General features: G+C 62.7%; 15 protein-coding genes. 9 read left to right on the top strand and 6 right to left on the bottom strand.

The features are described 5' to 3' along the window. Positions 1 to 31: 31 nt before the first annotated feature. From EA795_RS15440 to pdxJ, 8 genes are all read left to right on the top strand, one after another. Positions 32 to 1,438, top strand: coding sequence for a DegQ family serine endoprotease (locus tag EA795_RS15440; protein ID WP_014851845.1), 1,407 nt, complete (start codon positions 32 to 34; stop codon positions 1,436 to 1,438). A gap of 165 nt (positions 1,439 to 1,603) precedes the next feature. Then, positions 1,604 to 3,403: a translation elongation factor 4 gene (lepA, locus tag EA795_RS15435; protein ID WP_014851846.1), complete on the top strand. Its 1,800-nt coding sequence runs from the start codon at positions 1,604 to 1,606 to the stop codon at positions 3,401 to 3,403. A 1-nt stretch (position 3,404) separates the two neighbouring features. Continuing rightward, positions 3,405 to 4,259: a signal peptidase I gene (gene lepB, locus EA795_RS15430; RefSeq protein ID WP_014851847.1), complete on the top strand. Its 855-nt coding sequence runs from the start codon at positions 3,405 to 3,407 to the stop codon at positions 4,257 to 4,259. A 92-nt stretch (positions 4,260 to 4,351) separates the two neighbouring features. Next, positions 4,352 to 4,729 carry a DUF4845 domain-containing protein gene (locus EA795_RS15425; protein WP_014851848.1) on the top strand — a complete coding sequence of 126 codons (378 nt, stop codon included), beginning with the start codon at positions 4,352 to 4,354 and terminating at the stop codon, positions 4,727 to 4,729. After that, positions 4,726 to 5,415, top strand: coding sequence for a ribonuclease III (rnc, locus tag EA795_RS15420; RefSeq protein ID WP_014851849.1), 690 nt, complete (start codon positions 4,726 to 4,728; stop codon positions 5,413 to 5,415). Before EA795_RS15425 ends, rnc begins: the two co-directional genes overlap by 4 nt. Further along, positions 5,408 to 6,319, top strand: a complete 912-nt coding sequence (gene era, locus EA795_RS15415; protein WP_122078270.1) for a GTPase Era — start codon at positions 5,408 to 5,410, stop codon at positions 6,317 to 6,319. The genes rnc and era overlap by 8 nt, the downstream gene beginning before the upstream one ends. Before the next feature lie 183 nt (positions 6,320 to 6,502). Continuing rightward, a complete protein-coding gene (recO, locus tag EA795_RS15410) occupies positions 6,503 to 7,204 on the top strand; it encodes a DNA repair protein RecO (RefSeq protein WP_122078268.1) in 702 nt (233 codons plus the stop codon). Beyond that, positions 7,197 to 7,943: a pyridoxine 5'-phosphate synthase gene (pdxJ, locus tag EA795_RS15405; protein ID WP_122078267.1), complete on the top strand. Its 747-nt coding sequence runs from the start codon at positions 7,197 to 7,199 to the stop codon at positions 7,941 to 7,943. Before recO ends, pdxJ begins: the two co-directional genes overlap by 8 nt. A 44-nt stretch (positions 7,944 to 7,987) precedes the next feature. Here pdxJ and EA795_RS15400 read toward each other — a convergent pair whose 3' ends face one another. Together EA795_RS15400 and EA795_RS15395 are read right to left on the bottom strand one after the other, a co-directional pair. Continuing rightward, on the bottom strand, positions 7,988 to 8,194 hold the full coding sequence (locus EA795_RS15400; protein WP_058074657.1) for a DUF2905 domain-containing protein: 207 nt from the start codon (positions 8,192 to 8,194) through the stop codon (positions 7,988 to 7,990). A 41-nt stretch (positions 8,195 to 8,235) separates the two neighbouring features. Next, on the bottom strand, positions 8,236 to 9,129 hold the full coding sequence (locus tag EA795_RS15395) for a LysR substrate-binding domain-containing protein (protein ID WP_376748161.1): 894 nt from the start codon (positions 9,127 to 9,129) through the stop codon (positions 8,236 to 8,238). 155 nt (positions 9,130 to 9,284) lie between these two features. Between EA795_RS15395 and EA795_RS15390 the strand changes: the two genes are divergently transcribed. Further along, a complete protein-coding gene (locus tag EA795_RS15390; RefSeq protein ID WP_122078263.1) occupies positions 9,285 to 9,584 on the top strand; it encodes a hypothetical protein in 300 nt (99 codons plus the stop codon). A 33-nt stretch (positions 9,585 to 9,617) separates the two neighbouring features. On the opposite strand, the gene cmoB is transcribed toward EA795_RS15390, so the two are convergent. The 4 genes from cmoB to lon all read right to left on the bottom strand — a co-directional run bounded on the left by cmoB (position 9,618) and on the right by lon (position 14,393). Next, positions 9,618 to 10,580, bottom strand: coding sequence for a tRNA 5-methoxyuridine(34)/uridine 5-oxyacetic acid(34) synthase CmoB (gene cmoB / locus EA795_RS15385; protein WP_122078262.1), 963 nt, complete (start codon positions 10,578 to 10,580; stop codon positions 9,618 to 9,620). Next, positions 10,577 to 11,320: a carboxy-S-adenosyl-L-methionine synthase CmoA gene (gene cmoA, locus EA795_RS15380; protein WP_122078260.1), complete on the bottom strand. Its 744-nt coding sequence runs from the start codon at positions 11,318 to 11,320 to the stop codon at positions 10,577 to 10,579. The genes cmoB and cmoA overlap by 4 nt, the downstream gene beginning before the upstream one ends. 74 nt (positions 11,321 to 11,394) lie before the next feature. Then, a complete protein-coding gene (locus EA795_RS15375; protein WP_122078320.1) occupies positions 11,395 to 11,790 on the bottom strand; it encodes a protease inhibitor I42 family protein in 396 nt (131 codons plus the stop codon). A 224-nt stretch (positions 11,791 to 12,014) separates the two neighbouring features. Further along, the gene (gene lon / locus EA795_RS15370) at positions 12,015 to 14,393 is read right to left on the bottom strand and encodes an endopeptidase La (RefSeq protein ID WP_122078258.1); all 2,379 of its coding nucleotides are present in this window, start codon (positions 14,391 to 14,393) and stop codon (positions 12,015 to 12,017) included. Between the last annotated feature and the right edge of the window lie 38 nt (positions 14,394 to 14,431).

Genomic DNA, 14,431 nt, shown 5'->3' with positions numbered 1-14,431 from the left:
TCCTTCGTTTCGTCATTGGAGACGGGTTGTTATGTTCCATCGGAAGAACTATTTCATTCTGGCAGCGGTGATGCTGCTCGTGGGCCATGTCGCAGTAGCGCAGGCACAGTTGCCCGACTTCACCCCGCTGGTGGAAAGCGCCTCTCCCGCGGTCGTCAATATCAGTACCAAGCAGAAGCTGCCGGCCCGTGGCGCTGGGGCGCATATGCCCGACCTGGAAGGACTGCCCCCCATCTTTCGGGAGTTTTTCGAGCGCAGCATTCCCGGGATGCCGAGTGATCGTGACCAGCAGCGCGAGGCGCAGTCGCTGGGCTCAGGCTTCATCTTCTCGGAAGATGGCTACATCCTGACCAACAATCACGTGGTCGCCGATGCGGACGAGATCATCGTGCGCCTGCCCGATCGCAGCGAGCTCGAGGCCAAGCTCGTCGGTGCCGATCCGCGTACCGATGTGGCGGTGCTGAAGGTCGAGGGCAAGGGGTTGCCGACCGTCCAGCTGGGCGATTCCAGCAAGTTGAAGGTGGGTGAGTGGGTGCTGGCGATCGGCTCGCCATTCGGCTTCGATCATACGGTGACCGCCGGCATCGTCAGTGCCACCGGACGCAGCCTGCCCAACGAAAGCTATGTGCCGTTCATCCAGACCGATGTGGCGATCAACCCCGGTAACTCCGGTGGGCCCTTGTTCAACCTGAAGGGTGAAGTGATTGGCATCAACTCGCAGATATTCACCCGTTCGGGCGGCTTCATGGGGCTATCCTTCGCTATTCCGATCGATGTCGCCATGGATGTGGCCAACCAGCTGCGCACCGATGGCAAGGTCAGCCGTGGTTGGCTGGGCGTGGTCATCCAGGAAGTGAACAAGGACCTCGCCGAATCCTTCGGGCTGGAGCGTCCGGCGGGCGCGCTGGTCGCTCAGGTGATGGACGGCGGGCCTGCAGCCAAGGGCGGATTGCGCGTGGGCGACGTGATTCTCAGCCTGAACGATGAGTCCATCGTCATGTCGGCCGACCTGCCGCATCTGGTAGGGGCGATCAAACCCGGCAGCAAGGCCCGGCTTGGTATCGTGCGTGGCGGTGAGCGTGAAACGCTGAACATCGTAGTCGGTGCGTTGCCGGAAGAGGGCGAGGCGGTCGTGGCATCCAGTACCGATGCGCAGAAGAGCAATCGGTTGGGGGTGAAGGTCACCGAACTGACCGCCGAGCAGAAACGGAACCTGGACCTGCCTGGCGGTGTGGTGATTACTGAAGTGCTTAACGGGCCGGCGGCGATGATCGGCTTGCGACCGGGCGACGTCATATCTCACCTGAACAACCAGGCGATCGATTCGGCCAAGACCTTCAGTCGTGTGGCGGAACAGTTGCCCAAGAACCGTTCGGTATCGATGCGTGTGTTGCGCCAGGGACGTGCCAGCTTCATCACCTTCAAGCTTGCCGAATAGGTACCAGCACTTCCTGTTTCGAAAGGGCGGCCGAGAGGCCGCCCTTTGTTTTTGTGCGCGCCAGGGGCAGTCCCGGTTCGGCGTGGCGTCGCAAACGTCGATCAGTTACACTCCCCGGCTATTTTCGGCGGGCAATCGGCCTGCGGCATTTTTGAGTGTTCAGTTGTGAGTGACCTGAGTCATATCCGTAATTTTTCCATCATTGCGCACATCGATCATGGCAAGTCGACGCTGGCCGATCGGTTCATTCAGATGTGCGGTGGCCTGACGGAACGTGAGATGGCTGCCCAGGTTCTCGACTCGATGGATCTCGAGCGCGAGCGCGGCATCACCATCAAGGCTCACAGCGTGACCCTTCATTACCAGGCGCGGGACGGCAAGACCTACCAACTCAACTTCATCGACACCCCCGGCCACGTCGACTTCACCTACGAGGTGAGTCGCTCGCTGGCGGCCTGCGAAGGTGCGCTGCTGGTGGTGGATGCCGGTCAGGGCGTCGAAGCGCAGTCGGTAGCCAACTGCTACACGGCCATCGAGCAGGGGCTGGAAGTGATGCCCGTGCTGAACAAGATGGACCTGCCCCAGGCCGACCCTGACAAGGTCAAGGCCGAGATCGAACACATCATCGGCATCGACGCCACAGATGCCGTCGCCTGCAGCGCCAAGAGCGGCATGGGTGTCGACGAGGTGCTGGAGCGCCTGGTCGCCACCATTCCGGCGCCTACCGGCGAGATCGAGGCGCCGTTGCAGGCGCTGATCATCGATTCCTGGTTCGACAACTACCTGGGGGTGGTCTCCCTGGTGCGCGTGCGTCACGGCCGGATCAAGAAGGGCGACAAGGTGCTGGTGAAATCCACCGGCAAGGTGCATCAGGTCGACAGCGTCGGCGTGTTCAATCCCAAGCACACCGCCACCGCTGACCTCAAGGCCGGCGAGGTGGGCTTCATCATCGCCGGTATCAAGGATATTCATGGCGCGCCGGTGGGCGACACCCTGACCCTGGCCAATACCCCAGACGTGGAGATGCTGCCCGGCTTCAAGCGGGTCAAGCCCCAGGTGTATGCCGGGCTCTTCCCGGTCAGCTCGGATGATTTCGAGGATTTCCGCGACGCGCTGCAGAAACTGACCCTGAACGATGCTGCCCTGCAGTACGAACCGGAAAGCTCCGACGCCCTGGGTTTCGGTTTCCGCATCGGCTTCCTCGGCATGTTGCACATGGAGATCATCCAGGAGCGGCTCGAGCGCGAGTACGATCTGGACCTGATCACCACGGCACCGACCGTGGTCTACGAGCTGGCGCTGAAGAACGGCGACGTCATCTACGTGGACAGCCCGTCGAAGCTGCCGGATCTGTCGGCCATCGAAGACATGCGCGAGCCCATCGTGCAGGCCAATATCCTGGTGCCGCAGGAGCATCTGGGCAGCGTCATCACGCTGTGCATCGAGAAGCGTGGCGTGCAGCGCGACCTGCAGTTCCTCGGTTCTCAAGTGCAGGTTCGCTACGACCTGCCCATGAGCGAAGTGGTGCTGGATTTCTTCGATCGTCTGAAGTCGGTCAGCCGCGGCTACGCCTCGCTCGACTACAGCTTCGAGCGCTTCCAGTCGGCCAACCTGACCCGGCTGGATATCCTCATCAACGGTGACAAGGTCGATGCGCTGGCGCTGATCGTGCACCGCGACAATGCACACTACAAGGGACGCATCCTGGTCGAAAAGATGAAGGAGCTCATCCCTCGACAAATGTTCGACGTTGCGATTCAAGCCGCTCTCGGTGGCCAGGTCGTGGCACGCAGCACGGTCAAGGCGTTGCGCAAGAACGTTCTGGCCAAGTGCTACGGCGGTGACGTGAGCCGCAAGCGCAAGCTGCTGGAGAAGCAGAAGGCCGGCAAGAAGCGCATGAAGCAGGTTGGCAACGTCGAAATTCCGCAAGAAGCATTCCTCGCGGTGTTGAAGGTAGATAGCTGATATGTCGATCAATTTCCCGCTGTTGCTGGTGATTGCCGTTGCGGTATGCGGTGCGCTTGCGCTGGCTGACCTGCTGTTCTTCGCGCCCCGTCGGCGGGCTGCGATCCAGGCCTATGAAGGGCGCGCTGGCAGCATCGATCAGTCGACGCTCGAAGCGTTGAACAAGGAGCCGTTGCTCATCGAGTACGGCAAGTCCTTCTTTCCGGTTCTGGCGATAGTGCTGGTGTTGCGCTCGTTTCTCATCGAGCCGTTCCAGATTCCGTCCGGTTCGATGATCCCGACGCTGGAAGTGGGCGATTTCATCCTGGTCAACAAGTTCGCCTATGGGATTCGCCTGCCGGTGGTGGACACCAAGGTCATCGAGGTCAGCGATCCGAAGCGTGGCGACGTGATGGTGTTCCGTTACCCCAGCGATCCGAACATCAATTACATCAAGCGAGTGATTGGCCTGCCGGGCGACAAGGTGCGCTACAGCAGCGACAAGCGTCTGTTCATCAACGACACGCCGGTAGCCGAGACACTGATCGGCGAAGAGCCTGGCAGCCTCGGAAGTGCACGGCTGTTCGAGGAAAAGCTGGGCGAAGCGGAGCATCTGATCCGCAAGGAAATGGGTCGTTACCGGATCGAGCCCGATCGGGAGTGGACCGTTCCCGCAGGGCACTATTTCATGATGGGCGACAACCGCGACAACTCCAATGACAGTCGCTACTGGCAGGACGCCCATATCCCGGCCGATCTGGCAGGCATGGTTCCGGACCACAACATCGTCGGCAAGGCCTTCGCCGTGTGGATGAGCTGGCCCGATCCGAAACTCAGCAACCTGCCGCATTTTTCGCGCGTTGGACTTATTCACTGAAGTCTGTGAATCAGGGCCCCTGTTCCGATGACGGGGCTCGCTATATTTGTCCGGCCCCGCTCGGTGGGTAACGCAACGACATAGAGGTCGACATGAGTTTCGCTCGTTCGCAAAAAGGGCTGTCCATGCTCAGCTGGATCGTGGTATTGGCTGTGGTAGCTTTCCTGGCCAGCACCGCGTTCAAAATGCTTCCGCACTATTTCGACTATATGTCCATGGACAAGACGATCAGCTCGGTGGGTGCCGGAGGGCTTGAGGACGTGCGGACCGTTGGCGATTTCTACCGGCATGTCGGCAAGGGCATGGAAGTCAACGGCATCCGTGACCTCGATCTGCGCGAAGCCGTCAAGGTCGAGATCGTAGAGGGACAGTTTCAGGTCCAGCTGAGCTACGAAAAACGCGAGCCGCTGATCGGCAATCTCGATCTGGTGGCCAATTTCGACAAAGAATACCGCCTAAGGATGCCGTGAGCACTTCGTTAGCCCGTCTCGAGCGCAAGCTCGGTTATCAATTCAAGGATCAGGAGCTGATGCTGCTGGCCCTGACCCATCGCAGCTATGCCGGACGCAACAACGAGCGTCTGGAGTTTCTCGGCGATGCCATCCTCAACTTCATTGCCGGGGAAGCGCTTTTCACGCACTTTCCCCAGGCCAAGGAAGGACAGCTGTCCCGCCTGCGTTCACGGCTGGTCAAGGGCGAGACCCTGGCGGTGCTGGCGCGAGGCTTCGAGCTGGGCGAGTATCTTCGTCTGGGGTCGGGAGAACTCAAGAGCGGCGGCTTTCGCCGCGAATCCATTCTGGCCGATACGCTGGAGGCGCTGATCGGCGCCATCTACCTGGACGCGGACATGGAGACGGCGCGCGATCGCGTGCTGGCCTGGCTCGCCAACGAACTGGACGGTCTGACGCTGGTCGACACCAACAAGGATCCGAAAACCCGGTTGCAGGAATTCCTGCAATCGCGTGCCTGTGAGCTGCCGCGTTACGAGGTGGTGGCGATTCAGGGCGAGCCGCACTGCCGGACCTTCTTCGTCGAGTGCCAGGTGGCACTGCTCAGCGACAAGACACACGGGCAGGGCGCCAGCCGGCGCATTGCCGAACAGGTAGCCGCCGCCTCGGCCTTGATCGCCTTGGGCGTGGAGAATGGCCATGAATGACGCAACGCCCTCGGAAGAAAGCATGAGCCGCTGTGGCTACGTCGCTATTGTCGGTCGCCCCAATGTAGGCAAGTCGACGCTGCTCAATCACATCCTCGGCCAGAAGCTCGCGATCACCTCGCGCAAGCCGCAGACCACCCGCCACAACATGCTCGGCATCAAGACCGAGGGTGCCATCCAGGCGGTCTACGTCGACACGCCGGGCCTGCACAGCAATGGCGAAACCGCACTCAACCGCTACATGAACCGTACCGCTTCGTCGGCTCTGAAGGACGTCGATGTGGTGGTCTTCGTGGTCGACCGCACGCGCTGGACCGATGAAGATCAACTGGTGCTCGACCGCGTGAAATACGTGGAATGTCCTCTCATCGTGGCGGTGAACAAGACCGATCGTGTCGAGGACAAGGCCGAGCTGTTGCCGCACTTCGAGTGGCTGGCGCAGCAGTTGCCGAATGCCGAGATCGTGCCGATTTCCGCTCAGCATGGGCAGAATCTGGAGGTGCTGGAAAAGCTGGTGGCCAAACACCTGCCGGAAGGCGAACACTTCTTTCCCGAAGACCAGATCACCGATCGCAGCAGCCGTTTCCTTGCCGCCGAGCTGGTGCGCGAGAAGATCATGCGTCAGCTGGGCGCGGAAGTGCCTTACCAGATCACCGTCGAGATCGAGGATTTCAAGCAGCAGGGGCATGTGTTGCATATCCATGCGCTGATCCTCGTCGAGCGTGACGGGCAGAAGAAGATCATCATCGGTGACAAGGGCGAGCGCATCAAACGCATCGGTCAGGAAGCCCGCAAGGACATGGAAGTGCTGTTCGATTCCAAGGTCATGCTGAACCTATGGGTGAAGGTAAAGAGCGGCTGGTCCGACGATGAGCGTGCGCTGCACTCGCTGGGCTATCAGTAAGACGGAAGACCGGAAGCCGGAAAACCTGATCACGATCTGGCGTAGGGTGGATCACGCTTCACCGATCCACCGGGTGGCGTTCCACGCGGGTGGCGTTCCACCGTGTGGTACTCCACCGAGCGGCGTCATGGTGGATGTAAGAAGCGACATCCACCCTACAACCAGCCTTCAGTTGGCCGACCCATGGATTCCATCCCCGCCCAATCCGCCTTCGTCCTGCACAGTCGCCCCTATCGCGAGAGCAGTGCGTTGGTCGACTTCCTCACGCCCCAGGGTCGTTTTCGTGCGGTGCTGCGTGGCGCGCGGGGCAAGGCCGGAACCCTGGCCCGTCCGTTCGTGCCGCTCGAGGTCGAGTTTCGCGGTCGCGGCGACCTCAAGAGCGTGGCTCGTCTGGAGAGCGCCGGTCTTGCGCACTGGCTCGACGGTAACGCGCTGTTCAGCGGCATGTACCTCAACGAGCTGCTGATTCGCCTCTTGCCGGCCGAGGATGAGCATCCGGCAATGTTCGATCACTACGCCGCAACGCTGCCGGCATTAGCGGCCAAGCGTCCACTGGAGCCGTTGCTGCGCGCGTTCGAATGGCGTCTGCTGAGCGAACTGGGCTATGGTTTCTCGCTCGATGAGGATGTGTCCGGGCAACCCATCGCCAGTGCCGGTCTGTATCGGCTCGTGCCGGACACGGGCCTGGAGCCTGTCGGCCAGTTCCAGCCGGGGTTGTTCAACGGTGCGGAACTGCTGGCGATGGCCGAGGCCGATTGGGAGGTGCCTGGGGCGCTGGCCGCGGCCAAGCGCCTGATGCGCCAGGCCCTGGCACCGCATCTGGCTGGTCGACCCCTGGTCAGCCGTGAATTGTTCATGAACATGAAGGAGCCTGTGCGTGACTGAAGCCAATCGAATTCTGCTCGGTGTCAACGTCGACCATGTCGCGACGCTGCGCCAGGCGCGCGGTACCCGCTATCCGGATCCGGTCAAGGCTGCACTGGACGCCGAGGAGGCGGGGGCGGACGGCATCACCGTGCATCTGCGCGAGGATCGTCGGCACATCCAGGAGCGCGATGTGCTGCTGATGAAGGATGCGCTGCAGACGCGGATGAATTTCGAGATGGGCGTCACCGAAGCCATGCTCACGTTCGCCGAGCGCTTGCGTCCGGAGCACGTATGCCTGGTCCCGGAGACTCGCCAGGAGCTGACCACCGAAGGCGGTCTCGACGTGGCGGGGCAGGAGGCGCGTATTCGGGATGCGGTTGAGCGTCTGGCGGCCTGCGGCGCCGAGGTATCGTTGTTCATCGATGCCGACTCCAGGCAGATCGAAGCGTCCGCACGCATCGGTGCGCCGGCCATCGAGCTGCATACCGGGCGGTACGCCGACGCGCACAGCGTTGCCGAGCGTGCCTGTGAGCTGGCGCGGATTCGCGACGGTGTCGAGCTCGGTCTCGGCCACGGGCTGATCGTCAACGCCGGACACGGCCTGCATTATCACAACGCCGAGGCGATCGCTGCGATCCGTGGCGTCAACGAGCTGAACATTGGTCACGCCATCGTTGCCCATGCCCTGTTCGTCGGCTTCAAACAGGCCGTCAAGGAAATGAAGCACCTCATCCTCAGCGCTGCGGCACGTGGGTGAGCCACGAGGGCGGCCCGTCGTTGGCGGGTTGTCCTTGGTGCGCCTCAGCGCCGAAATAGATTCACCAGGATGGTGAGCACGACGCTCAGGACGATCATCGAGGTAATCGGGATGAAGGTCCGGCTGCGTTCCGACTCGATACGGATATCACCGGGCAGCTTGCCGAACCAGTTCAGCAGCCCCGGCGCGTAATGCAGCGCCACGCCCAGCAGCAACAGCAGCACTCCTGCGGCCATCAGCCATTTCGCCATATTGCCTCCAGAAGTTCTGGTTATCCGGTCAGGTCACAGCGTTACTTGCGATAGACGTTCAACGCCGCGATGACCTGGCGGGACAGCTCCTCCGCAGGTTCGCTGCGGTCGGCGGCGCGCAACAGCTTGATCTGATAATCACCAAGTGCCGGTAGGTCCGGCCCTTCGTCCAGCCGCTTCAAGGGTGGTTTGACCAGGCTCAGGGGATAGGGTGCTATCGCCAGGTCGGCGATCATCGCCGCTTCCTGACCGGCGCACTGCTCGCTGGAATAGGCGATTCGATACGGTCGGCCCACGCGGTCGAGCGCATGCAGTGCCAGGCGCCGCCAGGCGCAGTCGGGCGTCGCCAGGGCCAGCGGCAGCGGAGTGCGCTCGGCCGCGACGCCGCCGGCCCGGCCAGCCCAGACCAGCGGCTCGCTGTGAACGACTTCGCCGCGTGTATCGTCCTGGCCCGCGTTGCCGACGCTCAGCAGCGCAACGTCCAGCTCGCCGGCATCGATGCGCTGGATCAGATCGATGGTACGACCCACCGACACATTCACCTCGACCCCCGGGTGGCTGCGGGCGAACTGCGACAGCAGTCCGGGCAGGATATGCGTGCCGATGTCCGCCGGTGTGCCGAAACGCACCCGCCCGTTCAGCCGTGGCGCGATGAATGCCCCAACTGCTTCCTCATGCAGCCTGAGCAGCCTCCGGGCATAACCGAGCAGCCGCTCGCCGTCGTCGGTCAGCGCGATGCGCCGGGCTTCGCGGACGAACAGACTGCAGCCGAGTAGGTTCTCCAGCCGCTTGATCTGCATGCTGACGGCCGAGGTGGTGCGGAAGATCTGTTGCGCTGCCCGCGTGAAGCTGCCGCTTTCGGCGATGCAGACGAAGGTGCGCAATACATCGATCTCGAGCAGGGGCGTCGCGCACGTCGGGAGCGGTTCGGGCAGGCTGGTCATGGCACACCTTTCAATTTCTCTTAACTGAAGGTTTTATTTTAGTCGTTTGTCTGAATCGTCAAGGCGACACATCCTGCTTTTGCCGACCAACAGTCGGTCGGCAGGCCAGGGTGCGCCGAGGCACCCCGTGCAAGCGGGAGACGACGATGCAGCATTCCGAACGGCAACAGCGATACAAAACCAAGGATCCTGATCGGCCAGTGATGCCGGCGTTTTACATGCCGGCCATGTGGCCGGTCGACCTTCAACAGTGGCTGGTCGACTGGTTCGTTGCCTGGCGCAAACGACGGCTCTATCGGCGCCTGCTCAGGCTCACTGACCGTCAGTTGCGGCGGCGGGACCTGAGCAGACCTCGGATCACCGAAAAGGCGAGGCTGCCGTTGCGGCAGGTCATTGCGGAGCAGCGCAGTCAGCGTGCTCACGAGAATTGCCGGCTCGGGCGATGATCCGCCCGGCGGTCGCGGACGGGCAGCCTGGCGTCAGGGCTTGCGCGCGATCAGCACGGCGCGCATCGGCGCCGGCAAGCCTTCGATGGTCTTGCTGTGATCCTGCGGGTCGAGGAATTCGGGCAGCGACTGGTAGCGCATCCAGTCCGTGCTGCGCTGTTCCTGGATGCTGGTGACGCTGATGTCGACGCAACGCACATCGACGAAGCCGGCACGGCGCAGCCAGCATTCCAGCGCCGCCACCGAAGGCAGGAACCAGACGTTGCGCATCTGTGCGTAACGATCTTCGGGAACCAGCGCGGTGTGTTCGTCGCCTTCGACCACCAAAGTTTCCAGTACCAGCTCGCCACCCCTGACCAGGCAATCCTTCAGGTCCAGCAGATGGTCGACGGGCGAGCGACGGTGATAGAGCACGCCCATGGAAAACACCGTGTCGAAGCCTTCGAGTTTCGCCGGGAGTTCTTCCAGCGCCATGGGCAGATGCCAGGCCGGCAGCTCGTCGAGGTAGCGCTTCATGGCGTGGAATTGGCAGAAGAACAGCCAGTTCGGATCGATGCCCACCACCGAGTCGGCGCCAGCGCCGAGCATCCGCCACATGTAGTAGCCGTTGCCGCAGCCGACGTCGAGGATGCGCTTGCCGGAGAGATCCAGATGTGGCGACACGCGGTCCCACTTCCAGTCCGAGCGCCATTCAGTATCCACGTGCACGCCGAAGACGTCGAAAGGCCCCTTGCGCCACGGCGACAGGCCGAACAACGCATCATGGGTGGCGGCGCGCGTCGCCTCGTCGCAATCGCCTTCCAGGCGGAAGGCTTCGCGCAGCTCGACGGAAACGGGCTGGATATCAGGCAGCGCGTCGACCGCGCGTCGCCAGCGTGGCAGGTCGCCGTGGCCGATGGCGAGCTTGGCTTCCAGCTGCTGCTGCAGGCCATTGGCCCAGGCGGCCAGCGGGGTGCCGGCCAGGCGCCAGGCGAGGGGTGTCAGGTCGAGGTTCATGGCAGAGCGATCAGCGAGGCGAAATTCAGGCACTGGAACCAGGGCACCACCTTGGAGAAGCCGGCGTCCAGCAATCGCTGGCGGTGGGTTTCCAGGCTGTCGGGCTTCATCACGTTTTCGATGGCGCTGCGCTTCTGGGCGATTTCCAGCTCGCTGTAGCCGTTGGCGCGCTTGAAGGCGACGTGCAGGTCGGTGAGCAGCGCATGTTCCTGTTTGTCCTCGAAGCGCAGCTTCTCCGAGAGAATCAGCGCGCCGCCAGGCACCAGCGCCTGGCGAATCCTGTTCAGCAGCGCCGGCCGCTGTTCGCGAGGGATGAACTGCAGAGTGAAATTCATCGCCACCAGCGAACTCGGCTGGAACTCAAGGGCGAGCACGTCCGCCTCGATCACATCGACCGGTAGCAGCTCCTGGAACATGGCGTCCTGGGCATGCAGGTATTCGCGGCAGCGTTCGACCATCGCGGTGGAGTTGTCGACGGCGATCACCTGGCAGTGGTCGGCCTTGACGTGTCGCCGCAGCGCCTGGGTCACCGCGCCCAGCGAGCAGCCGAGATCATAGAGGTGAGTGCCGGGCTGAGCGAACTGTGCTGCCAGCACGCCGATGTTCTCGACGATGGTGGGGTAACCCGGCACCGACCGCTTGATCATGTCGGGAAACACCCGCGCCACGTCTTCGTTGAAGACGAAATCCTGGTGCTGGGCGAGGGGCTTGGCGAACAGGCGGTCTGGGTCGTGGCTCACGGCGGCGTCTGGGCAGGCGGAAAAAACAGGGGCGGCATTGTAGCGGAAAGTCAGGCGCCAGGTGACGTTGCCGCTTATCGCACTTCGATACGGCAGTCGAACAGGCCGGCCGGCTCGACATCCGTCTCCCAGGGGCGCTGGTAGGTCAGCAGCAGGCGCCCGGAGCCGGCTTCCCGCGCCTCGAAGCGCCAGGTGGAAATGCCGTCGCCGCCGACGAGGTCACTGTCCGGTGTGCTGAAGACTTCCGGTCCCAGGCTCTTCAGTTGCGCCGCGGAAGCGTCCTGCAGATTCCAACGATAACCCGTGGCCGGGTTGCTCGGCAGGCTGATGATCAGCTTCTGCCCGCTATGCAGCGACAGCGGGCACTGGCGGTCTTCGCTGACCGAAATGCTGCTGGGCGGCGTACTCGTGCAGGCACCCAGCAACAGCAGGGAAAACGGCAGCAGGCAACGGGAGAGGGCGAAAGGCATGGTCGTCGGCACCGGTTGGAATACGAAAGGGCAAGGATAGCGGGCCTTGTCGTGCAAGCCCAAGCATCGGAGTCTTTTCTGTTCCTTGACGGTGCCCATGCTCCGTGTGGGTACAAGAGCGGGACGCTCTGCGTCCTTTTCAGGCGCAGAGCATCTAGAGGCGCATTCCCACGCAGAGCGTGGGAACGATCACACAGAGGGTGAGTTAGCGGAACTGACCTATATCAGAAGAGCACCTTGATCACATCGCTGAAACGCTTGGCGAAGTGCACCGTCAGGCCCTCCTTGAGGTAGTCGGGCAGTTCCTGGAAGTCGCCGCGATTCGAGTCCGGAATGATCAGCTCATACAGCTTCAGGCGTCGCGCGGCGATCACCTTCTCGCGCAGGCCGCCGATGGCCAGCACCTGGCCGGTGAGGGTCAGCTCGCCGGTCATCGCCACGCCCTTCTTCGGCGCCTGGTTGCGTGCGAGCGACAGTAGCGCGCTGGCCATGCTGATACCGGCGCTGGGGCCGTCCTTGGGCGTCGCGCCTTCGGGTACGTGCATATGGACGAAGGCTTGGTCGAAGAAGGCCGGGTCGCCCTTGAACTCCTTCAGGTGCGCATTCACGTAGCTGTAGGCGATTTCGGCGGATTCCTTCATCACGTCGCCGACCTTGCCGGTCAGCTTGAAGCCCCGGTTGAGGGTATGGATGCGGGTCGCCTCGATCGGCAGTGTCGCGCCGCCCATGCTGTTCCAGGCCAGGCCGGTGACCACGCCGATCCCGCTGAGCAGCTGTTCGGGATGCCAGAACGGCAGGCCCAGGTAGCCTTCGATGCTCTTGGGACCGATCTTGATGGTGCTGTCCGGCTCGTCGAGCAGCTTGACCACCGCCTTGCGCACCAGCTTGCCGAGCTGCTTGTCCAGCTGGCGCACGCCGGCTTCGCGGGCGTAACCCTCGATCAGCGTCCGCAGGGCCGCATCGTTGATAGTCAGGCGATTCTTCGGCACGCCGGCCCGCTGCAGCTGGCGGGGCCAGAGATGGCGCTTGGCGATCTCCAGCTTTTCCTCAGTGATGTAACCGGACAGGCGCACAATTTCCATGCGGTCCAGCAGCGGGTCGGGCACCGAATAAAGCGTGTTGGCGGTGCAGATGAACAGCACCTTGGACAGATCCAGGCGCAGATCAAGGTAATGGTCGAGGAAGCCGAAGTTCTGTTCCGGGTCCAGGGTTTCCAGCAGCGCGGAGGCCGGGTCGCCCTGGTGACTGCTGCCGAGCTTGTCCACTTCGTCGAGCATGATCACCGGGTTCATCACCTCGACTTCCTTCAGCGCCTGCACCAGCTTGCCGGGCAGGGCGCCGATGTAGGTGCGCCGGTGGCCCTTGATCTCCGCCTCGTCGCGCATGCCGCCGACACTGAAGCGATAGAAGGGCCGGCCCAGCGACTCGGCGATGGATTTGCCGATGCTGGTCTTGCCGACCCCGGGTGGCCCCACCAGCAGCACGATGGAGCCGGAAATCTCACCCCGGAAGGTGCCGACGGCGAGGAACTCGATGATGCGGCTCTTGATGTCGTCGAGCCCCGCATGGTGCTTGTTAAGCACCTTGCGCGCATGCGCCAGGTCCAGCTTGTCCTCGCCATAGACGCCCCAGGGCATCGACGTGGCCCAGTCCAGGTAATTGCGCGTGACGGCATATTCGGGCGAGCCGGTTTCCAGCACCGAGAGCTTGGTCAGTTCGTCGTCGATGCGCTTCTGCGCTGCGGGCGGCACCACCTTGCCTTCCAGCCGCGAGCGGAATTCGTCGGCGTCGGCGCTGCGATCGTCCTTGGTGATGCCCAGCTCCTGCTGGATGATCTTCAGCTGTTCCTTGAGGAAGAATTCGCGCTGGCGCTCGCCGATCTTGCGATTGACCTCGCCGGTCAGCTCCTTCTGCAGCTTGGCGACCTCGACTTCCCGGCGCAGCAGCGGCAGTACCTTCTCCATGCGCTTGAGCACCGGCACGCTGTCGAGTACTTCCTGCAGCTCCCTGCCGGGCGCGGTGGTCAGGGCCGCGGCGAAGTCGGTCAAGGGCGAGGGATCGTTGGGGCTGAAGCGGTTGAGGTAGTTCTTCAACTCCTCGCTGTACAGAGGATTGAGCGGCAGCAGTTCCTTGATCGCATTGATCAGGGCCATGCCATAGGCCTTGACCTCGTCGCGCGGGTCCTCGTCGCTTTGCGGGTAATCGACTTCCACCAGGTACGGCGGCTTGCGCCGCAGCCAGCCGCGGATGCGTACCCGGGCGATGCCCTGGGCCACGAATTGCAGCTTGCCGCCTTCGCGGGAAGCGTGGTGCACGCGCACCATGGTGCCGTGCTCAGGCAGGCTGTCGGGATCGAAGTGGGCCGCATCCTGTGCCGGCGTGTCCATGAAGAACAGCGCCAGACGCTGGTGCGGCGTCTTGCCGACCAACTCCAGCGTCTGCGCCCAGGGCTCTTCATTAACGATGACCGGCAGCACCTGCGCGGGAAAGAAGGGCCGATTATGGATCGGGATGATGTAGAGCTTGTCCGGCAGATTCTGGTCCGGTAGCACCAGCCCGGTGGAGGCGTCGGGCTCGAAGTCCTGATTGATCTCGTCGTTCATGCAGCACCCAATATCGATACATGACCCTTAGATTGGTC

This window comes from Stutzerimonas nitrititolerans (genome assembly GCF_003696285.1).
In the GTDB taxonomy this organism is placed as follows: Bacteria; Pseudomonadota; Gammaproteobacteria; order Pseudomonadales; family Pseudomonadaceae; genus Stutzerimonas; species Stutzerimonas nitrititolerans.
The sequence above is the reverse complement of the archived record's forward strand: the minus strand, read 5'-3'. Positions and strand labels throughout refer to the sequence as shown.

Coding starts and splice junctions, on each gene's coding strand:
- EA795_RS15440 (WP_014851845.1), top strand. CDS start 32: ATGTTCCATCGGAAGAACTATTTCATTCTGGCAGCGGTGATGCTGCTC.
- lepB (WP_014851847.1), top strand. CDS start 3,405: ATGTCGATCAATTTCCCGCTGTTGCTGGTGATTGCCGTTGCGGTATGC.
- EA795_RS15425 (WP_014851848.1), top strand. CDS start 4,352: ATGAGTTTCGCTCGTTCGCAAAAAGGGCTGTCCATGCTCAGCTGGATC.
- era (WP_122078270.1), top strand. CDS start 5,408: ATGAATGACGCAACGCCCTCGGAAGAAAGCATGAGCCGCTGTGGCTAC.
- recO (WP_122078268.1), top strand. CDS start 6,503: ATGGATTCCATCCCCGCCCAATCCGCCTTCGTCCTGCACAGTCGCCCC.
- EA795_RS15400 (WP_058074657.1), bottom strand. CDS start 8,194: ATGGCGAAATGGCTGATGGCCGCAGGAGTGCTGCTGTTGCTGCTGGGC.
- EA795_RS15390 (WP_122078263.1), top strand. CDS start 9,285: ATGCAGCATTCCGAACGGCAACAGCGATACAAAACCAAGGATCCTGAT.
- cmoB (WP_122078262.1), bottom strand. CDS start 10,580: ATGAACCTCGACCTGACACCCCTCGCCTGGCGCCTGGCCGGCACCCCG.
- EA795_RS15375 (WP_122078320.1), bottom strand. CDS start 11,790: ATGCCTTTCGCCCTCTCCCGTTGCCTGCTGCCGTTTTCCCTGCTGTTG.
- lon (WP_122078258.1), bottom strand. CDS start 14,393: ATGAACGACGAGATCAATCAGGACTTCGAGCCCGACGCCTCCACCGGG.